Annotated in this window: 23 protein-coding genes and 1 pseudogene; all 24 read left to right on the forward strand. The window is 58.7% G+C overall.

Going from position 1 to position 18,149, the window contains the following annotated elements; translation table 11 throughout:
* The first annotated feature begins 471 nt into the window (after positions 1-471).
* The 24 genes and pseudogenes from MP439_00945 (at position 472) to MP439_01060 (ending at position 18,148) form a co-directional block, all read left to right on the forward strand.
* On the forward strand, positions 472-810 hold the full coding sequence (locus tag MP439_00945; protein MCI2974633.1) for a flagellar basal body protein: 339 nt from the start codon (positions 472-474) through the stop codon (positions 808-810).
* On the forward strand, positions 810-1,244 hold the full coding sequence (locus tag MP439_00950; GenBank protein ID MCI2974634.1) for a flagellar basal body protein: 435 nt from the start codon (positions 810-812) through the stop codon (positions 1,242-1,244). Before MP439_00945 ends, MP439_00950 begins: the two co-directional genes overlap by 1 nt.
* On the forward strand, positions 1,244-1,549 hold the full coding sequence (locus MP439_00955) for a flagellar hook-basal body complex protein FliE (GenBank protein ID MCI2974635.1): 306 nt from the start codon (positions 1,244-1,246) through the stop codon (positions 1,547-1,549). Before MP439_00950 ends, MP439_00955 begins: the two co-directional genes overlap by 1 nt.
* 54 nt (positions 1,550-1,603) lie before the next feature.
* Positions 1,604-3,145 carry a flagellar M-ring protein FliF gene (gene fliF, locus MP439_00960; protein ID MCI2974636.1) on the forward strand — a complete coding sequence of 514 codons (1,542 nt, stop codon included), beginning with the start codon at positions 1,604-1,606 and terminating at the stop codon, positions 3,143-3,145.
* A complete protein-coding gene (gene fliG, locus MP439_00965; protein MCI2974637.1) occupies positions 3,142-4,152 on the forward strand; it encodes a flagellar motor switch protein FliG in 1,011 nt (336 codons plus the stop codon). Before fliF ends, fliG begins: the two co-directional genes overlap by 4 nt.
* Complete coding sequence (locus MP439_00970; protein MCI2974638.1) at positions 4,152-4,793, forward strand: hypothetical protein; 642 nt, start codon at positions 4,152-4,154, stop codon at positions 4,791-4,793. The genes fliG and MP439_00970 overlap by 1 nt, the downstream gene beginning before the upstream one ends.
* Positions 4,783-6,093: a FliI/YscN family ATPase gene (locus tag MP439_00975; GenBank protein MCI2974639.1), complete on the forward strand. Its 1,311-nt coding sequence runs from the start codon at positions 4,783-4,785 to the stop codon at positions 6,091-6,093. The genes MP439_00970 and MP439_00975 overlap by 11 nt, the downstream gene beginning before the upstream one ends.
* Positions 6,090-6,545, forward strand: a complete 456-nt coding sequence (locus tag MP439_00980) for a hypothetical protein (protein MCI2974640.1) — start codon at positions 6,090-6,092, stop codon at positions 6,543-6,545. The genes MP439_00975 and MP439_00980 overlap by 4 nt, the downstream gene beginning before the upstream one ends.
* Positions 6,546-6,955: 410 nt before the next feature.
* Positions 6,956-7,171 (forward strand): annotated as a pseudogene (locus MP439_00985) (C40 family peptidase).
* A 9-nt stretch (positions 7,172-7,180) separates the two neighbouring features.
* Positions 7,181-7,693: a lytic transglycosylase domain-containing protein gene (locus MP439_00990; GenBank protein MCI2974641.1), complete on the forward strand. Its 513-nt coding sequence runs from the start codon at positions 7,181-7,183 to the stop codon at positions 7,691-7,693.
* Entirely contained in the window at positions 7,677-9,140 is a 1,464-nt protein-coding gene (locus MP439_00995; protein ID MCI2974642.1) for a flagellar hook-length control protein FliK, read from the forward strand. Before MP439_00990 ends, MP439_00995 begins: the two co-directional genes overlap by 17 nt.
* A 22-nt stretch (positions 9,141-9,162) precedes the next feature.
* A complete protein-coding gene (locus MP439_01000; GenBank protein ID MCI2974643.1) occupies positions 9,163-9,618 on the forward strand; it encodes a hypothetical protein in 456 nt (151 codons plus the stop codon).
* Between the two features lie 204 nt (positions 9,619-9,822).
* Complete coding sequence (locus MP439_01005; GenBank protein MCI2974644.1) at positions 9,823-11,136, forward strand: flagellar hook-basal body complex protein; 1,314 nt, start codon at positions 9,823-9,825, stop codon at positions 11,134-11,136.
* A 73-nt stretch (positions 11,137-11,209) separates the two neighbouring features.
* Positions 11,210-11,452 carry a flagellar FlbD family protein gene (locus tag MP439_01010; protein ID MCI2974645.1) on the forward strand — a complete coding sequence of 81 codons (243 nt, stop codon included), beginning with the start codon at positions 11,210-11,212 and terminating at the stop codon, positions 11,450-11,452.
* Between the two features lie 2 nt (positions 11,453-11,454).
* On the forward strand, positions 11,455-12,249 hold the full coding sequence (locus MP439_01015; protein ID MCI2974646.1) for a MotA/TolQ/ExbB proton channel family protein: 795 nt from the start codon (positions 11,455-11,457) through the stop codon (positions 12,247-12,249).
* 3 nt (positions 12,250-12,252) lie between these two features.
* The gene (locus MP439_01020) at positions 12,253-13,041 is read left to right on the forward strand and encodes a flagellar motor protein MotB (GenBank protein ID MCI2974647.1); all 789 of its coding nucleotides are present in this window, start codon (positions 12,253-12,255) and stop codon (positions 13,039-13,041) included.
* Between the two features lie 13 nt (positions 13,042-13,054).
* Positions 13,055-13,540, forward strand: coding sequence for a flagellar basal body-associated FliL family protein (locus MP439_01025; protein ID MCI2974648.1), 486 nt, complete (start codon positions 13,055-13,057; stop codon positions 13,538-13,540).
* 46 nt (positions 13,541-13,586) lie between these two features.
* The gene (locus MP439_01030; protein ID MCI2974649.1) at positions 13,587-14,492 is read left to right on the forward strand and encodes a FliM/FliN family flagellar motor switch protein; all 906 of its coding nucleotides are present in this window, start codon (positions 13,587-13,589) and stop codon (positions 14,490-14,492) included.
* Positions 14,492-14,803, forward strand: a complete 312-nt coding sequence (fliN, locus tag MP439_01035; GenBank protein MCI2974650.1) for a flagellar motor switch protein FliN — start codon at positions 14,492-14,494, stop codon at positions 14,801-14,803. The genes MP439_01030 and fliN overlap by 1 nt, the downstream gene beginning before the upstream one ends.
* Positions 14,803-15,225 (forward strand): flagellar biosynthetic protein FliO, encoded by a 423-nt coding sequence (locus MP439_01040; GenBank protein ID MCI2974651.1) that lies wholly within the window; start codon positions 14,803-14,805, stop codon positions 15,223-15,225. Before fliN ends, MP439_01040 begins: the two co-directional genes overlap by 1 nt.
* Positions 15,226-15,228: 3 nt before the next feature.
* Positions 15,229-15,945, forward strand: a complete 717-nt coding sequence (gene fliP, locus MP439_01045) for a flagellar type III secretion system pore protein FliP (GenBank protein MCI2974652.1) — start codon at positions 15,229-15,231, stop codon at positions 15,943-15,945.
* A 7-nt stretch (positions 15,946-15,952) separates the two neighbouring features.
* Positions 15,953-16,228: a flagellar biosynthetic protein FliQ gene (locus tag MP439_01050; GenBank protein ID MCI2974653.1), complete on the forward strand. Its 276-nt coding sequence runs from the start codon at positions 15,953-15,955 to the stop codon at positions 16,226-16,228.
* Positions 16,229-16,258: 30 nt separating this feature from the next.
* Positions 16,259-17,017, forward strand: coding sequence for a flagellar biosynthetic protein FliR (locus MP439_01055; protein ID MCI2974654.1), 759 nt, complete (start codon positions 16,259-16,261; stop codon positions 17,015-17,017).
* Positions 17,018-18,148 carry an EscU/YscU/HrcU family type III secretion system export apparatus switch protein gene (locus tag MP439_01060; protein ID MCI2974655.1) on the forward strand — a complete coding sequence of 377 codons (1,131 nt, stop codon included), beginning with the start codon at positions 17,018-17,020 and terminating at the stop codon, positions 18,146-18,148. It abuts the gene before it with no gap.
* Position 18,149: the final 1 nt, after the last annotated feature.

The following is an 18,149-nucleotide window of genomic DNA, read 5'->3' on the forward strand; positions in this document are numbered from 1 at the left end:
CGTGTAATGACCCGTCAACTCCCAGCGCCAAATGATGATGCATCTTGGATCGAACCAGTGGTTTGGATGTGTTGACTGGCGTTGTGGTGGTACCAGGTCCTAGTAAATCTAGTACATCGAGCATGGTACCAGGAAAATTAATGACGGTCGATCAAACGCTGGGTCGATCGTCGTGATGGCCTATGTCTTCGCTTAGGCATGCTTTGGCCAGTTATCACCACCACATCCAATGTCGCTGTCGGTATATGATAGCTGATCGTGCAACGTTCGAAAGGGTCGATTCGTTGGATGCTGGGATTTGATCGCGTGGTGGCAATCGTTCAAGGGCGGACTCTGGGGCTCACTTCGCCCAAAGCGGTGAGAATTGTGAGAAGTTATTTAAGTCCACAATCAGCGTAACCGAAGCTAACCTTGCGAGCACGGATCGCTCGGAAGTAGGCTATGGATAGCCCTACTTGAAAGGGCGGTACCGTGGGTTCTACCTCGATTCAAGCTCTCCAGTTTGCGCTCGATGGGTTGACGTCCCAGCAGCACGCGATCGCTAACAACCTGGCCAATGTCAATACACCAGGATTTCAAGCGTCGAATGTCTCGTTTCAGACATCACTGTCCAATGCGCTCGCCAATGGCGGTACGGCTTCGGTAACGTTGAGCCCATCAACGAACCCTGAGTCATTGGATGGCAATAACGTTTCGCTCGGAAATCAGCTGGTACGACTGCAAAACAATGCGCTTGCCTATCAGGCGGTTTCGGATCAGTTGACGACCCAATTCCAGATTCTCTCAGGTTCGATGGGAGGCCAGTTCTAATGTCACTGTTTGGTGCTATCAACATTGCAGGAACAGGTGTCAATGCCGAGCAAACATGGCTCGATACGATTGGCTCTAACATCGCAAATGCCAATGACATTGCAGGTGTAAACCAGCCTCAGTATCAGGAGCAAGAGGTGTTTGTCGCGCCAAAGCCATCGGTGAACTCCTCGGGTATCCCGAACTTTACCAACTATGCATTGGGAGATGGTGTGCAGGTGAGCTCGATCGTTACACCGAAGCCCAATGGCGAACTCAAGTATGATCCGAACTCGACCTTTGCGAACAAGCAAGGTATGGTGAAGGAACCAGGCATCAATCTCGGTACTGAGCTTGGCAATCTGGTGACGGCACAGTACAGCTACGAGGCAAATGCCTCGGTCATCAGCCAGGCAAAGGCTGCCTATCTTTCCGTCTTAGGGATCGTGAACTGATGGTCCCCGCAATCGGTGCGATCACCTCAAGCCTTGGTGCCAACCTGCCCCCAATCGGCTCGAGTGCGCCAAGTGGAGCAACCGGTACAAGCTCATTTGGCCAGATCCTTGGTAACGCCATCGACTCGCTGCAGGGCACGCAGGCAACTGCGGCCACCCAAGCGCAACAGGTGGCGACCGGACAGGCGAACCTGAGCGATGCCATGGTTGCCTCCAATGAGTCGTTGCTTGCGACTCAGCTTGTCGTGGCACTACGTAATGGGGCTGTGAGCGCCATCAACCAAGTCATGTCGACGCAGTTTTAAACCGTCGCCATCTATGCGTTCACGTAACCAATCAAGTATGGGTAGGGAGTTGTAATGGCATCGACGGATACCTTGTCTAACGTCACCAAGAGCCTGAAGCGTTTTGCTGACGGCTTCACGACGGGTCAAAAGGCGGTCGTTCTGGTTGGCCTTGCGATTGTGGTGGCGATCGTCTTTGTGGTCTCGTCAATGACCTCAAAGCCGACCTATGGGGTGTTGTTCACAAACCTGTCGGCCTCGGACGCAGGTTCGATCACCGCGAAGTTGACGAGCGCTGGTGTGCCGTACCAGCTTGCAGATTCGGGCTCGGTGATCGAGGTGCCCCAAAATATGGTCGATCAAGAGCGCATCGCGATGGCTCAGGCGGGTCTACCGGCGAACTCGACGGTGGGTCTGTCGTTGCTGTCAAGCGTCGGGATTACCACCTCCCAGATCACCCAGCAGGCCGACTACCAGGCGGCACTGCAAGGCCAGCTTGAGCAGACCATTGAGGCGATCAACGGTGTGCAGACCGCACAAGTCAACCTGGCGTTGCCCCCAACGGATGTCTTTGCGGTCGGCGGCAATCAGACACCGACGGCATCGGTGATCGTGACGCTTGACAACGGTGTGACGCTCTCGTCGACCCAGGTACAGGCCATCGTGCACTTGGTTGCCTCCGCGATCCCCAACATGAATGCCAACGGCGTGACGGTGGTCGACCAAAACGGTGATGTGTTGGCCGCCCCCGGACAAGGGGTGACCGGCACCGGGACGAATTCGGTGGCCCAGGCTTTTGATAACACGATGGAGGCCTCACTGCAGTCGATGCTCGACTCGGTCCTCGGGCCCAATCAGGCCAACGTGCGCGTGGCAGCTACCTTAAACGAGAACCAGGTCACCACCAAGTCCCAACAGATTCCGACGGTGAAGGGCAAGGCGCAATCAGCGCTCACGCAGTCCAGCACCCAGAACCAGACCTTCACCGGAGCGGGGACGGTGGCCGGTGGCACGCTCGGTGCGGTCACTCCGGTGGCGGGTAACGGCACCAACAGCAACTATAAACAAAACTCAACCAACAACAGCTACGCCGTGGGACAGGTTGACCAGACGACGGTGCAGGCACCGGGTCAGGTGCAACGCCTCTCGATCGCGGTGGCGGTCAACTCGAAACTCAAAGGTGGGTACTCGCTCGCCAAGATCAAGAGTATGGTCGCAGCTGCAGCTGGTGTTGTGCCAAAGAGAGGGGACACCTTGAGTGTGGTCGCCTTGCCCTTTGCCACCCAGACAACCACTGCACCAGCCGCATCAAACCCACTTGGCTCCATCTTCTCGCTGGGCAAGATTCTCTTGCTCGTGCTAGGGGTGATTGGTGCCATCCTGTTGATGGCCCGATCCTCCGCGCGAACGGAGGTCGAACCACTCTTCCTCGATGCGGGAGAGATGGCGCCGACCATGGCGTTGGGACCGGGTGATGCCACCCAGTTGATGCCTGCACTCTCGATGCCGACGGCCCAGCCGATCGTCGCTGACGATGTGCTCGATTACATCGATAAGCAACCAGACGATGTCGCCAAGCTCCTGCGCATCTGGATGGGATCCCGAGGCAACAAGTGACGACAGCGAAGGACCTCACCGGCATACAGAAGTCCGCTGCCGTTTTGGTGCAGCTTGGGACTGAGCTGGCAGCTCGGGTCCTGCGTTCCATGAGCGAGACCGAGGCGGTGGCGCTCACACTCGAGATCGCCAAACTCCCGAATCTGGACAAGGAGACGATCGCAGAGTTGATGGAGGAGTTTGTCGAGTCAGTGATCGCGGTCAAGACCGTCGGTCAAGGTGGCATGGACGCAGCTCGAGAAATTCTATCTGCGCGTTTAGGTAAGAGCGAGGCCGATGAGGTCCTCGCTCAGTTCTCGGGGCGTTCAATCGAGAATCCACTCTCGTTCCTCTCGCACGTCGAATCCTTTCAATTGGCCTCCTTTTTGCAGGAGGAGCACCCACAAACCGTTGCTCTCATTCTCTCACACGTCAACTCCACGATGGCGGCCGAGGTGATGGCGGCCATGCCAGACGAGGTCCGTGCCGACATCACTCGACGGATTGCATTGTTGAGCCGTGTCGATCCGGTCATCGTCGAGCAAACCGCTGTGGTGCTTCAGCGAAAACTCGCTGGATTGACGAAGACGGGTCCAGTGGCCATGCACAGTGGCTTGAGTTCGGTGGTCGAGATCCTCAACAACATCGATCAGACCACCGAGCGCCGCATCTTATCCGACCTCGATGCCGTCGATCCTGAGCTTGCCGACCGAATTCGCGAGCAGATGTTTGTCTTTGAAGATGTCCTAAGGCTTGATGATCGGACGCTACAACGGGTGCTGCGGCAGGTCTCGCCGAAGGATCTAGCGGTTGCCCTGAAGGGGGTTGCCCCTTCGATGGTCGCGAAGGTGATGAACAACATCTCTGAGCGTGCCGCGCTTGACCTCGAAGAGGAGATTGAGATCCTCGGGCCTGTGCGTCTCTCTACCGTTGAGGCTGCGCAAGCGGGCGTTGTCCGCGCGGTTCGCGAACTCGAGGCCGCCGGTGAGATCATGATCGCACGATCCGACGAGGAGTTGGTCAACTGATGGAGGCTCGATCCAACCCAGCTGCGGTCATTCGTCTGGACCTTCCCTCCGTCAACAGCGTCCTCGAGGATATCGGGCACGCCTCCTCCGCACCCGCACGTTCGGCGACTCAATGGCGCGAAGAGCTCGAAGCCGTCAGAAGCGAGGCCTTCAATGAGGGAATCGAACACGCCAGAGCCATGCTCGATCGGGAGATGAAGGAGGAGATAGCGCGCTCTCGGTCTAACAACGAGTTGATCGATAGCGCCATCCGTGGCCTCCACCAGGCAAGAAGCCAGCAGTTCGCCATGGAGCTTGCTGATACCGTACGCTTTGGAATCGAGTTGGCTGAGCGAATTCTTCGCACTGATATTGCCCAACCCATCGAGCGGATCCGCCAAATCGTCGAGGAGACCGCTGAGACCGCGGCGACCCAGGAGACCTTTTTGGTTCGTGTCGCTAGCGACAACCTGGACGCTGTGAACCAGACGCTGATGCCAAAACTCCTCGAACAGGGACTTGAGGCGGTGGCGGTCGTCGGGGAAGGGTTCGGGCCTCATGATCTGGTGGTGGAGGCCGGGGCGCGTGTCTTTGACGCCCGCCTTTCGACCGCCTTTGAGCGCGTGATCAACGAGTTGGGGAGCTGGCAACATGATTCCTGACATAATGCGCGAGCGTCTCCTCTCCGTCGTTGAACCCACCCCGCGAGGACGAGTTTGTCGTCTCGTCGGCATGCACTTGGAGGTCGAGGGGGTCGAGGCTGGTATCGGCGATGCCGTCGTCGTGGATCTCGGCGGATCCAAGACCCTGATCGCCGAGGTGGTTGGCCTCGATAACCAGCGTCTGATCTGCATGCCCTTCAAGGAGATGACCGGGGTTCGCTACGGCAATGCCGCCTGGTCGCTCAAGCGGCCGCCACTGTTTCCGGTTGGTCCCTCCCTGCTTGGCAGGGTGCTCGATTCCGAAGGCCGACCAATCGATCAGCTTGGGCCACTTTCACCTGAGGATCTCGTCGTTATCGAGGGTCGTGCTCCATCGCCGATGGATCGCAGCCTGATTGACGAGCAGCTTTCGTTGGGTATTCGGGTGGTTGACTCGCTGGTGCCCTGTGGTATCGGTCAACGACTCGGCGTCTTTGCCGGTGCTGGGGTAGGGAAGTCCTCGCTGCTCTCGATGATGATTCGAGGCGCCGACGTCGATGTCATCGTGCTGGCTCTTGTTGGCGAACGCGGTCGAGAGGTGAAGGAGTTCCTTGAACACGATCTCGGCCCTGAAGGGCTCGCCAGGGCGGCCATCGTCGTCGCGACCTCCGATGCCCCTCCATTGCTGAGGGTCCGTGCCGCCCTGGCGGCAACTCGTGTCGCCGAGTGGTTCCGCGACCAGGGCAAACGGGTGCTATTGGTCATGGACTCGTTGACCCGCCTCGGTCTCGCCCAACGCGAGATTGGTCTCTCAGCTGGCGAACCGCCCAGCGTGCGTGGGTATCCACCGTCGGTGTTTGCCCTGATGGCTCGCCTCTTAGAGCGGGCGGGAACCTCGAGTACGGGCAGCATCACCGGGATCTACTCGGTCCTTGTCGATGGCGACGATCTCAATGATCCGATTGCCGACTCGGCACGCTCGGTCCTCGACGGCCACATCGTCTTGAGCCGCTCACAGGCCCAGCGAGGGCTCTATCCTGCAGTATCGGTGCTTGAGTCGATCTCACGCCTCGAGACCGCGATCTTGGATGAACCCAAGCGAGCACTTGCCCATGAGGCGCGACGCCTCTACGCCGAGCTCGACCAGGTTCGCGATCTGATTGACCTAGGTGCTTATGTCGCTGGATCAAATGTCGATGTGGACCGAGCGCTCGCAGTAGTGCCAAACCTGACACGGCTGTTCGCCCAGGACCTGATGGAGCTCACTCCGGCCACAACCACGTGGGCGAGACTCGCCCAAACCCTTGGGGTGTCGTCATGAACCTCGTTGGACGCCGCCGCGCACTCACGCTGTTGCTTCGCATGGGCGAGATTGAACGCTGGGAACATCTCCTTGAGCTACGCCGAGCGGTTGAGCTTCGCGCCGACGAACTTCGTGAGATGGATGATCACCTGTCGGTGGTTGAAGCCCGTGGTGATCTGGCCGATCTCGGTCCTGAGCATCTGATGATGGCCCAGGAGCATGGTCAAGCGGCCTTGGCGGCCGCCCAGACGATAAGCACCAAGGAACGCGCGCTGATCTCGCTTGACGCGCGCCGTCGCACGCTCGAGGATTTACGAATCGCGACTAATGGAGAACTCGCTCGCATGGAGGATCGGCGCCAACTCTCCGAGGTCCTGGACTTCTTCGTTGCCCGCCAGATCTATAACCGTCAAGACAGGATCCGTCAAGACGGCACCCAACAAGACAGTCAGGAGAGGAGTCACCTATGAATGCGATCCCATCGACCCTTCCGGCACTCACCGATCTCTCCAACGCCTTCAGCCAGCTCGCGAGCCAAGCCACGACGGCGAGTGGCCCAAGTGAGTTCCTCGCGACGCTCAATCAGGTGCAATCGACTATCGGATCGATCCTTGACCCGTCGTCGACGACCTCGACGAGTGCTGCTACGACGAGCACGAATGGTTCGAGTACCGTCACCGGTGGGTCCATATCGGACGCGCTAGGGGCATCCACGTTCGGGTCTACGACTGGACTCACGAGCGCTGGCCTCATCGCCGCTCCATCAACGAGCGCACCATCGCTGACCGCCTCGGCTGCGATCGGTCAGAGCGCGGTGAGCTCGACGACCTCGACCGCCTCGCCGGTGACACAGGCGGTAGCGGATGCCTTGAGTCAGATCGGTGTGCCCTATGTCTGGGGTGGTTCGTCACCCTCAACAGGCTTTGATTGCTCCGGGCTTGTTCAGTGGGCTTATGGTCAGGCGGGTATCGATCTGCCGAGAGTCGCTGATCAACAGGAGCAGGTCGGGACTCAGGTTGCATCCATTCAGGATGCACAACCTGGGGATCTGGTCTTCTATGGCAATCCTGCCTACCACGTTGGCATCTATCTTGGCAACGGGTACATGGTCGACGCACCCGAGACCGGTCAGACGGTGCAGATCCAACCGGTTGGATCTCCTACCGAGATCCGTAGCGTCGCACCCCAGGCGAGTGTCACGCCAGCTGGGATTGGGTCGAATGGCGCACCAAGTGATCTTGCACCTGTCTTCGCCGCGGCGAGTCAGGCCTACAATCTCCCGGCCAACCTGCTCACCTCGGTGGCTACGGCGGAGTCGGGGATGAATCCATCCGCGGTCTCATCGGCCGGCGCCGAGGGGATCATGCAAATCATGCCGCAAACGGCGGCATCGCTTGGGGTGAATCCGATGGATCCAACGCAAGCGATCTATGGGGCGGCCGAACTGCTGGCGCAAAAACTCGCCAAGTTCGGATCCGTACCACTTGCGCTTGCGGCCTATAACGCCGGCGATGGAGCCGTCGAGCAGTACGGAGGGATACCGCCGTATGCCCAAACCGAGAATTACGTTACCGAAGTTATGGGACTCATGGGAGGTCAAAATGTCACCAGTAGCTAAGTCAGCTAGTACCCCGCTTCTTGAGGCGATTCCAGTGAGCACCCCCAAGGCTGCTCCGGGTGTGCCAAAGGGAGCCGCCCAGGCAAATGGCTCCTCCAACTTCGCGGAGACGAGCTTTGCACAGGTGCAGGCACAGGTAAAACATCAAAAATACGGCGCTAATCAGCACACACCAGGGCGAGGCATTCCGGTGACGACGACGCTCACCCCCGCCAAGACACCTCCTAAGGACGAGCCGCCCACAACGGCAAAGTCCGCCCATGTCAAATCGACGAGATCTGGCTCCTTGATCGTTACGCTCGTTGGAGGTGTGCCCCCATCAGCTGGAGCCATGCCCACGGCACCTGCAACGACGGTGTCCGGTGCGGGTACCAAGGGTAAGCCAGCTATACCGGTGGGAACGACCTTGACTCCGATGCTTTCGCAAGCTGGGAGAGGTCGCTCCGAGGCAACCGGGACGCCCAATACGACATCACACGAGGGTCCAGCACCCGTGCTGGTGTCGAGCACTGCAAGCACCCCCGGGGCAAGCCGTTTGTACAACCAATCGATCGCCGCGACGCTCGACGCTGGTGGTACAGCGAAAGGCACCCCGCAGCCAACAAAGCCAACCCGGGTATCGGACGAGATCGCGAGCCAGACAGGCTCGACTCCGTCGTCGATCCCGTCTTCATCGGCTACGACGAACGGGCTTGGGGTGGCACTGGCTGCGTCGGGTCAGACCAGATCTGGGTCGCAACTGAGCGTTGAACAGGTTCAAGAGCTAAGGGGTGACACAGCACGAGGCGAGGTCCTGTCCGCCAAGGCTCATGGGCATGCCAAGGTCCTTGGGCAAGCCGAGTCCGGTACTAACGTGAGGGCCCTTGGGTCGACCGGTCGGGGCGCGAGTGACGCCAGCGAGCAGAATTTTTCCCAGCTCGCTGGGCTTCGTGGCGCTGTGCAAGCGAGTAGCGCATCGGGTGGGCCAGCAGGGCACACCGATACGGCGTTGACCCCGCAGTCCGCATTGGCGACACCGCTGGCGAGTGGGACCTCGGAGACGATCGGGTCCACACCGTTGGGCCAACTTGGCACCGTGGTGGCGCAGGTAGTCCGGGAGGGCAATCTGCCGAGGACGATCACCATCTCGCTTGAGCCCAAGGAGCTTGGACAGCTCCAACTTCAGGTGATGTCGAACGCCGGTGAGATCCAGGTGCTGATTCATGTTGCCGATCCTCTCACGAGGGGCATGGTCAGTGCACAGCTGGGCGATTTGACCAACCTGTTGAACCGTGACCTGGGCTTTGGTGGGCAACAAACCGGTAACCAAGGTGGGCATCCCGAACCTGGCCCGTCGGTCCCTACACAAGAGACTGGCCTCGTTCAGGCTAGCGACGCCCTCAGGGCGCAACCGGACGTGATGCCCGCCGGGCTCAGTACCCATTCGCTCATCGATCTAAGACTGTAACCATGAAAGGAGATCAATACGCATGACCCTACCAATTAGCTCCGTTGGAGCTGCCAGTGCTGCTGGGGCTGCCAGCTCTGATGCAAGCGCGTCAACGGCCTCAAATAACTCGATCGCCTCGTTGTCGTCGAATGAGTTTCTCCAACTCCTGGTGACGGAGCTGACGAATCAGAACCCGCTCTCGCCGATGGACCCCTCGGCGATGGTGCAACAGACATCGAGTCTCTCGATGGTGCAGCTGCTCAACAGCGTCAGTTCCGAGCTCCAATCGCTCCAATCGCAAGAGGGTGTAGTCAACGCTGCCAACCTGATCGGCCAGACGGTCAGTTACACGACTGCCAGTGGCACCCAGGGAAGTGGCGTCGTCTCAGGAGTCGCGATGGCCAACGGTGCACTTAATCTCAACATCAATGGCACCGCGATCCCAAGCTCGGAGGTGACTGGCGTGGGCAAGGTGATCGGAGGGTCGAGTAGCTGAGTCACCCTAAGAAGCAAGAGCCCAGCCATCGAAACCCGCTAAGCCCCACGATGTTGTCGTCGAAATGCAGCCGAGCCACGATGGAAGTTACGTACCAAACCTCGTCGAGACCGCCAGTGGTGAACGCAAATAGCCTTCGCCCACGGCGATGAGACACTACGAATGACCGTAATCAGATAACCGATGAACTCCAAGGAGGAGCACATGACTAAGTCCTTATCAGCAGCCATTACCGGCATTAACGCCGATCAGCAATGGCTTGACAACATCGCCAACAACATCGCCAACTCCAACACGGTCGGCTACCAGGCAACCTCGATCCAGTTCGCAGACCTGCTCTATCAGCAGTCCCAGAATGCAGGCGCCCCTGCCGTGGGCACCCAGGGTGGCACCAACCCCATCGTGATGGGCTCAGGTGTTCGGGTTGCGAGCAACAACACGAACTTCTCTCCCGGCACCATGCAACAGACCGGTGTTGCAACCGACCTCGCGATCTCCGGTAACGGCTTCCTGGTGGTGAACCAGGGTGGGCAAGACTACTACACGACCGATGGCGCACTCCAACTCGATGCCGCTGGCCAATTGGTGACCTCGACCGGCGCGATTGTGCAGGGCTGGGCGCCAGGTGCCAATGGCCAGGTTAATCAAAACGGCCCCTTGACCGGAATAACCATCCCCCAAGGGCAGGTGGCCAATCCAGTGGAGACCCAGAACATCACCCTCGGGGGCAACTTGGCCGCAGGAGCCACGAACTCCGTGACGGTGACGACCACCGCCTACGATTCGTTGGGCGATCCGATCCCGATCACCTTTACCTTTAAGCCCTCGACAACAACTGCCAATACCTGGACTGTCTCGGCCACAGTTCCACCGGCGCCAGGGTCCACCTTGAGCGGGGCTCAGCCGTTGACCTTGGGTACTAATGCAGCCAGTTCACAGCAGATTACCTTTGACTCGACCACCGGTCAGGTCAGCACTGTTAGTGAGTCATCCAATGGAACTAACAACTTGTCTATTGGTGGCTTTGCGAATGCGGGGTATAACAACCTCGCAAACTCAACGATGAACCTCGACTTTCCAGCGGTTGGCTCGACGGGGGCCGTCACCCAGTTCGCTGGCACCTCCTCGTCCCTGGCGGTGACCAACCAAGACGGGAGTCCATCGGGGGCGTTGACCGGCTTTACCATCGGCTCGGATGGGACGGTGCAGGGAACTTATGCCAACGGGACCAAACAGGTGCTCGGTCAGATCGCAAGCGCGCTGTTTGTGAACCCCGAGGGTTTGGCTAAGCAGGGTAACCTGTTGTATCAGTCGACGCTCAACTCAGGCACCCCCCAGCTCGGTGTCGCCGGAACCGGAGGTCGGGGCACCTTCGTTGGTGGATCGGTCGAGGAGTCGAACGTCAACCTTGGCCAAGAGCTGACCAACCTCGTCGTCGCCCAGACCGGTTATCAGGCGAACACCAAGGTGGTCTCAACGACGGCCTCGGTTCTCCAGGCCTTGGTGCAGATGGCATAAAGCTCTCCCGTTTTGGGTCTTGAGCTAGCCGCGGTTTGTGCCGATGCTAGCAAAAGCACATGGGAGGTGCGTTGTGATCGAGGTAACTCGGCTGTCAGGATCGACAGTAGTTCTAAATGCTGATCTGATCGAGAAGATCGAAGCGACCCCGGATACGGTGGTCACGCTCACCACGGGAGCGTGCTTCGTCGTCCGGGAGTCGGTCGCGGATGTGATCGACGTGGTGATCGCGTACAAGGCTCGGATTTTCTGCCAGAATCCAGTCGATGCAGAGCGTCACGCATTGATGGTCGTACATGGAAGTGAGTTGGAGTAGACATGGATGTTGCAACCCCGGTAGGAATCGTATTCGCACTGATCGCCGTTATCGTGGCGATGGTCCTCGATGGCGGCAACCCGGCGGCGTTGATTGCGCCGTCGGCCATGTTGTTGGTCATCGGTGGCACCGTCTTTGTCTCGTTGGCCGGAATCCGATTTAAGGAGGTCGGCCGCATCGTCGGTGCCCTCAAGTCTGCGATCCTCGCCAAGTCGCTGACGGCCGAGGAGACTGTGGAGACGCTGGTCAAGTTCGCGGAGATGGCTCGTCGTGAGGGGGTCCTGGCCTTGGAGTCTGCAGCCAAAGACCTCACCGATCCGTTCTTGCGGAGTGGTATCCAACTCATCATCGACGGTGTCGACGGCGAGAAGATCCGGGAGATTCTCGAGGCCGACATCGATGCGATGCGCTCAAGACACAAAGCTGGCGCCAAATTCTTTAAGGACATGGCCGGTTATGCGCCAACGCTCGGCATCCTCGGCACGGTCATGGGCTTGATTCACGTGTTGGCAAACCTCTCCTCGCCGAACACGCTGGGTCCTGCGATCTCGGCTGCCTTTACCGCTACCCTGTGGGGCGTGATGACGGCAAATGTCATCTGGTTGCCGATCTCCAACAAGCTTGCTCACCTTGCTGAACAGGAACATATGGCAAAGCTCCTCATCGTCGATGGGGCGCTCGCGATCCAGAGTGGCTCGTCGCCACGACTGCTTGAGCAACAGCTCATGACCTATCTCCCACCGGCCGATCGGGCCGGCGGCGAGACCCCGAAGCCGAACAAGGGCAAGGCGGCCTAGATCATGGGTAAACGTACCGAGGGCGAGGCGGAGGCAGAGAACTCCGAACGCTGGTTGCTTACCTATTCCGATATGATCACCCTGTTGCTGGCGCTCTTTGTCGTCCTCTTTGCCATGAGTAGTATCTCGCAAAAAAAGTTCGACGAGTTCAAGACGGGTTTGCTGCAGACCTTCTCGCAGATGCAGCTCCAGTCCGCATTGAAGGGTGGGACCGGTCTGTTGGAACATCGTTCGTTGATCACACACCCGGGCATTACTCCTGGTCCTCCACAGATCTCCATTCCACAAACCGGCGGTGGGACCCCGTCGAGCACGGCCCAACAGCAGAGTGCACAGATCGCAGCCCAGATCAACGCGGCGCTTCAGCAGGCGAATCTCGCCTCCGACGTGCAGGTCGCTGTCGAAAAGCGAGGCGTCGTGGTTCGACTCCTTTCGGATAAGGTTTTCTTCAACACCGACTCAGCCTCGCTTGGACCCGTCGGCAGTGAGGTCGTCAACATCATTGGCCAGGTCGTCAAGCCGTTGCCAAACGATATCGATGTGGAGGGCTACACCGACTCAGCTCCGATCTATGGCGGACCCTTCTCGTCGAACTTTGAGCTCTCCGCTGTGCGAGCAGTTACCGTCCTCGAACAGCTGATGCGCACGGATGGTGTCAACGCCGATCGACTTTCGGCCACCGGCTTTGGCGCGACGCACCCCATCGTTCCAAACTCGACTCCACAGAACATGGCGCTCAACCGACGGGTAGACGTTGTCATTCTCAATTCACAAAGTACGAATCGACTCTAAGGAGGCACCGACGATGGCAGCAAGGACAGCGACACCACCAGCGGCTCAGGCCGAGGAGCCGAAGAAGAAGGGGAAGGCCAAGTTTTTGATCATCGGGCTGGTGGTCGTCATCGCGGCGGCAGCCGCCTACTTCTTCGTTCTGAAGAAGCCGGCCGCGTCGACCAAGAGCGCAAAGACGGCCGCGGAGCTGGCTAGCGTCTCCTACACCATGCCAACGATCACCACGAACTTAAACGATGGTCACATCGTACAGGCCCAGATGATCCTCGAGCTTGCGCCCGGAGATACCAAAGCCGAGGTCGCTAAGGAACTGCCCAAACTCAACAATGCGGCCATTTTGACCTTTGGTAGCATGACTTATAGCCAGCTCCTACCGACCACTGGGAGAACCCAAGCGGCGGCCACCTTAGCGAATGCGTTCAACACCGTGTTGCACGCAGGGCATAAGCCCTTTGCCACCGTTGAGTCAATCCTGTTCGCGAGCTTCATAGTCCAGTAGCGAGAAAACTTCTTCAGTCGAGGGTTCTACGGTCGATGAAGAACCCATGAGTGGGGAGACCATAGAAGAGCAGAAGAAGAGATCGGTTCGACCGGTCGACTTTCGGCTGCCAAGAAGTTTTGAGCGCTCGCATCTGCGTGGGGTCGAGCTTTTGCTTGAGAGTGCGTCGCGCCCTAGCGCCACCCTGATCGGGGCGGCCTTGCGTCGCAACGTCAAGATCGAGCTCTCCTCCATCGATCAGCTCTCCTGGGAGAGTCTGCTCGCCGAGTTGACCGGCTCTGGGCTGGTGATCACGTTTGCCTTACACCCACTGGCCTCGAAGGCGACCATCTATCTGCCAGCAGCCGTCACACTCCGACTCATCGATCTGAGACTTGGTGGCGACGGAGAGGGCGCCGAGATCGAGCCACGCGAACTCACCGATCTCGAGCAGAATCTGGCATCCAAGCTCTTCGAGGACATGGTGACCCAGGTGGCCAGCGCGATCTCGACCCAGACAACCGTCGTTGCGGACCGTATCCACACCGAGCCTTCGCTCGAATTCATCCAGGGCATTCCGTTCTCGGAGATGTGTGTGTGGGCCAAGTTTCGCTTCTCGCTAGGGGATGACCAGGTCAGTGAACTTTCCATGGTGCTTCCCTACTCGATGCTGCGACCGGTGGTGGAGATGATCTCCTCACGCGCTGTCGTCATGCAAGAGAACGGGACAGACTTTCAGGCGGCTTTTGGTCGGCGCCTTCAAGACGTTCCGGTGGTTGCTCGTGTGTTGCTGGAGCCGACGACGATCTCGTCGCAGGCGTTTTTGCGATTGAAGCCAGGTGATGTGATTGGGCTCGGACATCGAAAGAGTCGGCCGATGTCGGTGGTGGTGGACCGAGTTGAACTGTTCAAGGCGGTGTTGGGCCAGGCTGGCTCACGGGTCGCCGCGATCATCGTGGACGAGGAGGAGTAATGGTAGATAACGAGGAAGTCGTAGAGCCTGTTCGGCCAGAGACGGTCGATAACTTGGCGGTGCTTCGCAACGTTGAGATGGAGTTGACCGTTGAGCTTGGTCGTGCGAAGATGCCGGTAAAGGCGCTTTTGAATTTGACCAGTGGTGATGTAATCGAACTAGATCGGGCCGCCAATGCTCCCGTGGATGTGCTGGTCAACGGGACGCTCGTTGCCCATGGCGAGGTAGTCGTCGTCGACGATGAGTTCGGAGTCCGCATCGTCGAGGTCGTGAACTCTGAAGAGGTCGACAACTTGCGGGCAGGGCGCTGATGGGCTCGATTGCGACCGCGCTGGTGGCACTCGCCGCAGTGATCGGGCTCATCGTGGTGATGGGCAAGGTCGCCAAGCGGCGCACACTGGGGTCAGTCGGCGCCGACCGAGGGCGAGGCCCTATCAAGGTCACCCAACGGGTGGCGCTTGGCCAGAAGGCGAACATTTTCGTGATCGACGCAGGAGACAAGCGTCTGCTGATCGGGGTCTCAGGGACCCAGTTGCAACTGCTTGGCGAGCTCGACGGAGAGCTCACCCCCGAAGAGCCTGTCGAAGTCCTGGATCTGTCAACGATTGACGATCCAGAGCGTGAACTGATTGCAGCATGGGGTAGTAGGACGAATGGCGATATCTGGCATGGACGACAGAAGGAGAGCGTGGTAGCTGGTGTTCGCCGGTTACTTGGCGGACGACAGAGCTAGTCGATGGGCGCCTCAATTGCAGGGACGGCCCTTTTAGCCTCCGTCGGGCCAGCCACGAAACTCCCAAGTCTCAACATCAGTCTGCATGGAGCATCTGGACCGAGTGAATCGCTGATCATCATCTTGGTGCTCACCTTGTTGTCGGTGGCACCGTCGTTGCTAATCTTGTTGACGGGCTTTGTCCAGATCGTCGTGGTCCTCTCCATTACCCGCAACGCACTGGGGTTGACGGCTACGCCTCCCAATCAGGTGCTAGCTGGACTTGCACTGTTCCTGGCCATTTTCATCATGGCACCGACGATCAAGACCGTCGACCACATCGCGGTGCAGCCCTATCTCCACGGGCAGATCAACGCCGTTCAAGCCTATGATCGGGCACAGACCCCGATCAAGGAGTGGATGCTCTCAAATACGAGAACCCAAGAGCTGGAGCTTTTTGCCAAGGTCAATCATCAAGGTACCGTTGCGCCGACGAAGGTCTCTATGGACGCGGTCATCCCGGCCTTCCTCCTCTCCGAGCTGCATTCTGCCTTCATCATCGGCTTTGTCATCTTCTTGCCGTTCTTGGTGATCGATTTGGTGGTCTCCTCGATCCTGATGAGCTTGGGAATGATGATGTTGCCGCCGACACTGGTATCGCTTCCCTTCAAGCTGTTGCTCTTTGTGATGGTCGATGGCTGGACCCTGGTGGTCCATGCTCTCTTGGTGAGTATGAAATGAGTGAGTGATGAACGACGGACCGGTACTCCAAATCGCTGGACAGACATTGTATCTTGCGGCCAAGCTGGGAGGTCCGGTGTTGGCTGGGGCGTTGGCGATTGGTCTCGTCGTCGCCTTCATCCAAACCTTGACACAGATCCAAGAGGCGACCTTGAGCTTCTTGCCCAAGCTGGTTGTCATCGCGCTCATCATCTTCCTGGCTGGTCATTGGATGCTCTCTGAGCTGGATGGGTTCACTGTCCAGATGTATAAAGAGATTCCCTCGCTGGTGCAATCACTTTGAGATGGCCACGATCAGATCAGGTACACGGGTATGCAGGTAGCTTTTGATGCTCGCTGGTTGATCGGGTATCTCCTGGCCTTTAGCCGGTCGATGGGGTTTATCATGGTGGCGTTCCCGTTTGCCATGCCGGTTGTTCCGATCACCGCAAGGGTAGCGATCGCGGTGGCTTTCGGGCTTGGCACCGAAGGTCCGTTGGTACATGCAATGGCCCTGCCCACCACTGCGGGCGGATTGATCGGCTCCAGTGCCGAACAGCTACTTATCGGAGCCGCTCTCGGCTTCTTCGCGATGCTCTTCATCTCGCTCGGGGAGTCTGCGGGTGGTTTAGTCGGACTGTTCGGTGGCTTCTCAACGCCACCGGCGCTCGATCCGCTGTCACTTAACGAGACGCCGGTGACCGGCGAATTCTACAACCTGATGTGGATCGTGCTGTTTTTTGTCTCCGGTGCCGATGTCGTGGTCATCCACGGGTATTTCGCAAGCTTCTTGACCCCGAACCTCTTTCATCTCTCCTTCACCCTCGGCATTCTCGTCAAGTCGGTGACGATCCTGTTTGTCTCCTCCCTTGAGGTTGCATCACCTGTTCTCGCTGTCATGTTTTTCTCACAGATTGTGGTGGGAGTTCTGACCAAGGTCGCCCCTCAACTCTATGCGCTCACCTTCATCTTTCCACTGCAGATTCTGTTGTCCTTCATTTTGATGTTGGTGGCACTGCCGCTGTTGCCTCACCTCTTTGACGCCTCGATCCGAGATCTACTCGCTGCCGAGCACGATCTCTTGGGGGGGTAGATGCCCAAGAACGAAGGTACCGAGCAGGCAACGGCGCACAAACTCGAGAAGGCGCGCAAGGAGGGGACGGTCGCGCGCTCGGCGGAGCTCGCGACCTGGCTGGTGATCTTGGCCTTTTCGTTGGCGATGCCGTTGGTGTTCAGCTTGGTGGAGGGCAAGATCGTCGCCTTTGGTCACCTCTCCTTTGATGGCAACGCCGCCGTCACATCGGCGACAGCGTTGCGTCGCCTCGAGACTGGTCTCGAGACGGTTGGTGAGCTCGCCATCATCGTCGCCACACCGATCGCGCTCTTTGTTGCCCTTATCAACGTGGCCCAGGTTGGGATCCGCTTCGTGCCAAAGAAGATCAAACCCGACGTCACCCACTTTTCGCCAAAGAAGAATCTGTCGCGGATCTTCTCGACCACGCCCGCCATCGAGGCGCTCAAGTCGTTGGTAAAGCTTCTCATTGTGGTTGTGGTCTCGGTGCTCCTGCTGCTTGGGGGGATCGATTCGCTGACGTCGGCTTCACTCTCGCCGATGGCCGTCGCCACGCAAGTCGCCTCGATGAGCGTCGAATTGGTGCGACTTACCGGTGTGCTCGGGCTGGTCATCGCGCTCATCGACTACGGGCGTTCCCGCATCCAGGTTCGCAAGCAGCTGATGATGACGCGTCAAGAGGTCAAGGACGAGATGAAGCAGTACGAAGGCGACCTCCAGACCAAAGGCCGCCGGCGCCGCGTTGCTCGTGAAATCTCGCGACGACGGATGATCGCCAACGTTGCTCTCGCCGACGTCGTCGTGGCTAATCCGACGCATGTGGCGGTGGCACTCAAATACGAACCGCTTACCCATCGGGCTCCAATTGTGCTCGCCAAGGGGTCAGAATACATCGCGGCCACCATCCGTGAAAGGGCCCGAGCGGCCGGAGTTCCGATTGTCATCGACCCACCGCTCGCGCGAGCACTCAACATCGCGGTACCGGTCGGGGAATCAATCCCGGGTTCGCTCTTTTTGGTCGTGGCCCGTCTGTTGGCGTTCGTCTATCAGCTCTCGACGACCGCGCGCTACTACGAATCCTCTCATCAGAGCAATCTCGACGAGATCCCGGAAGATATCTTGGAGCGCGTCCTGAGTGAACTGGCCACCTAGT

Origin of the sequence: Ferrimicrobium sp. (genome assembly GCA_022690815.1) — a bacterium.
Classification (GTDB): Bacteria; Actinomycetota; Acidimicrobiia; order Acidimicrobiales; family Acidimicrobiaceae; genus Ferrimicrobium.

Excerpts from the sequence above, each read along its gene's own strand:
- MP439_00950 (MCI2974634.1), top strand. The coding sequence starts at position 810 with ATGTCACTGTTTGGTGCTATCAACATTGCAGGAACAGGTGTCAATGCC.
- fliF (MCI2974636.1), top strand. The coding sequence starts at position 1,604 with ATGGCATCGACGGATACCTTGTCTAACGTCACCAAGAGCCTGAAGCGT.
- MP439_01025 (MCI2974648.1), top strand. The coding sequence starts at position 13,055 with ATGGCAGCAAGGACAGCGACACCACCAGCGGCTCAGGCCGAGGAGCCG.
- MP439_01055 (MCI2974654.1), top strand. The coding sequence starts at position 16,259 with ATGCAGGTAGCTTTTGATGCTCGCTGGTTGATCGGGTATCTCCTGGCC.
- MP439_01040 (MCI2974651.1), top strand. The coding sequence starts at position 14,803 with ATGGGCTCGATTGCGACCGCGCTGGTGGCACTCGCCGCAGTGATCGGG.
- MP439_01005 (MCI2974644.1), top strand. The coding sequence starts at position 9,823 with ATGACTAAGTCCTTATCAGCAGCCATTACCGGCATTAACGCCGATCAG.
- fliP (MCI2974652.1), top strand. The coding sequence starts at position 15,229 with ATGGGCGCCTCAATTGCAGGGACGGCCCTTTTAGCCTCCGTCGGGCCA.
- MP439_01015 (MCI2974646.1), top strand. The coding sequence starts at position 11,455 with ATGGATGTTGCAACCCCGGTAGGAATCGTATTCGCACTGATCGCCGTT.
- MP439_00995 (MCI2974642.1), top strand. The coding sequence starts at position 7,677 with ATGTCACCAGTAGCTAAGTCAGCTAGTACCCCGCTTCTTGAGGCGATT.
- MP439_01030 (MCI2974649.1), top strand. The coding sequence starts at position 13,587 with ATGAGTGGGGAGACCATAGAAGAGCAGAAGAAGAGATCGGTTCGACCG.
- MP439_01020 (MCI2974647.1), top strand. The coding sequence starts at position 12,253 with ATGGGTAAACGTACCGAGGGCGAGGCGGAGGCAGAGAACTCCGAACGC.
- MP439_01060 (MCI2974655.1), top strand. The coding sequence starts at position 17,018 with ATGCCCAAGAACGAAGGTACCGAGCAGGCAACGGCGCACAAACTCGAG.
- MP439_00955 (MCI2974635.1), top strand. The coding sequence starts at position 1,244 with ATGGTCCCCGCAATCGGTGCGATCACCTCAAGCCTTGGTGCCAACCTG.
- MP439_00975 (MCI2974639.1), top strand. The coding sequence starts at position 4,783 with ATGATTCCTGACATAATGCGCGAGCGTCTCCTCTCCGTCGTTGAACCC.
- MP439_00980 (MCI2974640.1), top strand. The coding sequence starts at position 6,090 with ATGAACCTCGTTGGACGCCGCCGCGCACTCACGCTGTTGCTTCGCATG.
- MP439_01050 (MCI2974653.1), top strand. The coding sequence starts at position 15,953 with ATGAACGACGGACCGGTACTCCAAATCGCTGGACAGACATTGTATCTT.
- MP439_00970 (MCI2974638.1), top strand. The coding sequence starts at position 4,152 with ATGGAGGCTCGATCCAACCCAGCTGCGGTCATTCGTCTGGACCTTCCC.
- MP439_00990 (MCI2974641.1), top strand. The coding sequence starts at position 7,181 with ATGGTCGACGCACCCGAGACCGGTCAGACGGTGCAGATCCAACCGGTT.
- MP439_01000 (MCI2974643.1), top strand. The coding sequence starts at position 9,163 with ATGACCCTACCAATTAGCTCCGTTGGAGCTGCCAGTGCTGCTGGGGCT.
- fliN (MCI2974650.1), top strand. The coding sequence starts at position 14,492 with ATGGTAGATAACGAGGAAGTCGTAGAGCCTGTTCGGCCAGAGACGGTC.